2 protein-coding genes are annotated in these 4,210 nt (G+C 65.9%); both read left to right on the forward strand.

Annotated elements, in window-relative coordinates; all coding sequences use genetic code 11:
• The first annotated feature begins 166 nt into the window (after window positions 1–166).
• A complete protein-coding gene (gene gabT, locus QOI01_RS13675; protein WP_526381728.1) occupies window positions 167–1,507 on the forward strand; it encodes a 4-aminobutyrate--2-oxoglutarate transaminase in 1,341 nt (446 codons plus the stop codon).
• A 151-nt stretch (window positions 1,508–1,658) separates the two neighbouring features.
• A partial coding sequence (car, locus tag QOI01_RS13680) for a carboxylic acid reductase (protein ID WP_526381730.1) occupies window positions 1,659–4,210 on the forward strand: 2,552 nt, incomplete at its 3' end.

The following is a 4,210-nucleotide window of genomic DNA, read 5'->3' on the forward strand; positions in this document are numbered from 1 at the left end:
TCCAGTGTGCCCGTTCAGTCTGGCAGGCCATAGCTCGCAACCGATCGGCACCTGCGCCGACCGCCGCGGTGGGCGCTTGGGTCAAGTCCTCGGCGGGCGCCAAGACTCCTCGTGCAGATAGGCTTTCAGCGCGACGTGAGACGCGCGCCGCGGGGAGGAGGACGTTGTGGCCAGCCTCGAGCAGACCCGCCAGCTGGTTACAGAAATCCCTGGTCCGCTGTCGCTGGAACTGAACAAACGCCGGAGCTCGGCGGTGTCCCACGGCGTCGGCGTCACCCTGCCCGTGTTCGTCGCGCGTGCCGGCGGCGGCATCGTCGAAGACGTCGACGGTAACCGCCTGATCGACCTGGGCTCCGGCATCGCCGTCACCACGATCGGCAACTCCTCGCCACGGGTCATCGACGCGGTGCGGGAGCAGGTGGCCGAGTTCACCCACACCTGCTTCATGGTGACGCCGTACGAGTCCTACATCGCGGTCGCCGAACAGCTGAACCGGATTACTCCGGGCTCGGGCGAGAAGCGCTCGGTGCTATTCAACTCCGGCGCCGAGGCCGTCGAGAACGCCATCAAGATCGCGCGCTCCTACACCCGCAAGCCCGCCGTGGTGGCGTTCGACCACGCCTACCACGGCCGCACCAACATGACGATGGCGCTCACCGCGAAGTCGATGCCCTACAAGAGCGGCTTCGGCCCGTTCGCTCCCGAGATCTATCGAGCGCCGATGTCCTACCCCTACCGGGACGGGCTGCTGGACAAGGAGCTGGCCACCGATGGCGAACTGGCCGCCGCGCGAGCCATCAGCGTCTTCGACAAGCAGATCGGCGCCGACAACCTGGCCGCCGTCATCATCGAACCCATCCAGGGCGAGGGCGGGTTCATCGTGCCCGCCGAGGGCTTCCTGCCCGCCCTGCTGGACTGGTGTCGCAAGAACAACGTGGTCTTCATCGCCGACGAGGTGCAAAGCGGCTTTGCGCGCACCGGGGCGATGTTCGCCTGCGAGCACGACGGGATCGAACCGGACCTGATCTGCACCGCCAAAGGCATCGCCGGTGGCTTGCCACTGTCGGCGGTGACCGGCCGGGCCGAGATCATGGACGCCCCGCACGTCAGCGGCCTGGGCGGCACCTTCGGTGGCAACCCGGTCGCCTGCGCGGCGGCGCTGGCCAGCATCGCGACCATCGAGCATGACGGCCTGATCGAGCGCGCCCAGCAGATCGAGCGGCTGATCACCGATGTATTGCTGCGGATGCAGGCCGGCGACGACCGGATCGGCGACGTGCGCGGTCGCGGGGCCATGATCGCCATCGAGCTGGTGAAGTCCGGCACCAGCGATCCCGACGCCGAGCTGACGAACAAGTTGGCCACCGCGGCGGGCGCGGCCGGCGTCATCGTGCTGACCTGCGGCATGTTCGGCAATATCGTCCGGCTGCTGCCTCCGCTGACCATCAGCGACGAGCTGCTCACCGAGGGCCTCGACGTACTACGCCTCCTGCTGGCCGACCTGTAAATCCATCCTTTTCCCGACCTTCAAGTGTGCGATCTCACATTTGCATGGTCAGCGACTTCGTTGTGGAATACCTTTAGTTTAGCTAACGTTCTAAGTATCAGCGCAGCGTGGCGCGAACAACCCAAATTTCTGAGTAATGCGAGGAATTGTTATGTCAACTACCACTCGTGAAGAGCGGCTCGAACGCCGCATTGAGGACCTGACCGCTAACGACCCACAGTTCGCCGCAGCCAAGCCGGACCCGGCCGTCGCCGAGGCCCTTGAGCAGCCTGGACTGCGACTTCCGCAGATCGTCCAGACCGTGCTCGAGGGTTACGCCGACCGCCCGGCCCTCGGGCAGCGCGCAGTCGAGTTCGTCAAGGACGCCAAGACCGGACGCACCTCGTTGGAGGTGCTCTCCCATTTCGACACCATCACCTATCGCGAGCTGGACCAGCGTGTTGGCGCGCTCGGACGCGCCTTGACCAGCGACTCAGTGCAGGCCGGCGACCGTGTTGCGGTGCTCGGCTTCACCAGCGTCGACTTCACCACCATTGACGTGGCGCTTTACCGGATCGGCGCGGTGGCGGTTCCGCTGCAGACCAGCGCGGCTATCACCCAGCTGCAGCCGATCGTGACCGAGACCAAGCCCAGCGTCATCGCGGCGAGCGTGAACCAGCTGCCCGATGCCGTCGAGCTGATCCTGAGCACCGACCACCAGCCCGCCAAGCTCGTGGTCTTCGACTACCACCCCGAGGTCGACGACGAGCGCGAGGCTGTGGAAAGCGCCCGGGCACGACTGGCCGCGGTGACCGTCGAGCCGCTGGCTGACCTGCTCGAACGTGGCAAGGGACTGCCCGCAACACCGGTGGTGAACGACCGCGCCGAAGACGCGCTGGCGCTGCTGATCTACACCTCCGGAAGCACCGGCGCGCCCAAGGGTGCGATGTACCCCCAAAGCAATGTCGGCAAGATGTGGTCCAGGTCGGCCAAAAACTGGTTCGGGGAGAGCGCAGCGTCGATCACCCTCAACTTCATGCCGATGAGCCACGTCATGGGACGCGGGACCCTCTACGGCACGCTCGGTAATGGTGGCACCGCCTACTTCGCCGCCAAGAGCGACCTGTCGACGTTCCTGGAGGACCTCGAGCTGGTCCGGCCCACCGAGCTGAATTTCGTGCCGCGCATCTGGGAGACCCTCTACGGCGAATACCAGCGCCAGGTCGATCGACGGCTCTCGGACTCCCCCGACCGCAAGGCCGTGGAAGCCGAGGTCTTGAACGAGCAGCGCCAATACTCGCTCGGCGGCCGGTACATCTTCGCGATGACGGGCTCGGCGCCCACTTCCCCGGAGCTGAAGGCCTGGATCGAATCGCTCCTCGAGATGCATCTAACGGACGGCTACGGGTCCACCGAGGCCGGCATGGTCTTGCTCGACGGCGAAGTGCAGCGTCCGCCGGTCGTCGACTACAAACTGGTCGACGTTCCGGATCTGGGCTACTTCGCCACCGACCGACCGCATCCGCGCGGCGAATTACTGCTCAAGACGGCGAATATGTTCCCCGGCTACTACAAGCGGCCCGAAGTCACCGCCGACGTCTTCGACGCAGACGGTTACTACCGGACCGGAGACGTCGTCGCCGAGGTCGGACCCGACAAGCTGGTGTATGTCGATCGCCGTAATAACGTGCTGAAGCTCGCGCAGGGCGAATTCGTCACCGTCGCAAAGCTGGAAGCGGAATTCGGCAACAGCCCGCTAGTCCAGCAGATCTACGTCTACGGCAACAGCGCACACCCCTACCTGTTGGCTGTCGTGGTGCCCACCGAGGAAGCACTGCAGCGCTTCGATGAGGCGCAGCTCAAGCCGGCGATCGCCGATTCGTTGCAGAAAGTCGCGAAGGAGGCCCGCCTGCAGTCCTACGAGGTGCCACGCGACTTCATCATCGAGACCACGCCGTTCAGCCTGGAGAACGGTCTGCTCACCGGCATCCGCAAGCTGGCGTGGCCGAAGCTCAAGGCGCACTACGGCGAGCAGCTCGAACAGCTCTACGCCGACTTGGCCGCAGGCCAGGCCAACGAGCTGAGTGAACTGCGCCGCAGCGGCGCCGATGCACCTGTGCTGGCGACGGTGATCCGGGCCGCGGCGGCCCTGCTCGGAGCGGCCACCACCGAGCTGACACCCGATGCCCACTTCACCGACTTGGGTGGAGACTCGTTGTCGGCGTTGACATTCGGCAATCTGCTGCGCGAGATCTTCGACATCGACGTGCAGGTGGGAGTCATCGTCAGCCCGGCCAACGACCTGGCCGCCATCGCCACCTACATCGAGGGTGAGCGCCAGGGCACCAAGCGGCCCACCTTCGCCGCCGTGCACGGTCGTGACGCCGTGGAGGTGCACGCCAGTGACCTGACGCTGGACAAGTTCCTCGACGCCGAAACGTTGGCTGCCGCACCGAACCTGCCGGCGGCCGGCACCGAGGTGCGCACCGTCCTGCTGACCGGTGCGACCGGCTTCCTGGGTCGCTACCTGGCCCTGGAGTGGCTGCAGCGCATGGACCTGGTCGATGGCAAGGTGATCGCCCTGGTTCGCGCCAAGGACGACGCCACCGCGCGGGCCCGCCTGGACAAGACCTTCGACCCCCCCGGTTTTGAAGGCGACCCCAAGCTGTTGGCGCACTACCAGCAGTTGGCCGCCGATCACCTCGAGGTCATCGCGGGCGACAA

This window comes from Mycobacterium sp., from assembly GCF_032162605.1.
Classification (GTDB): domain Bacteria; phylum Actinomycetota; class Actinomycetes; order Mycobacteriales; family Mycobacteriaceae; genus Mycobacterium.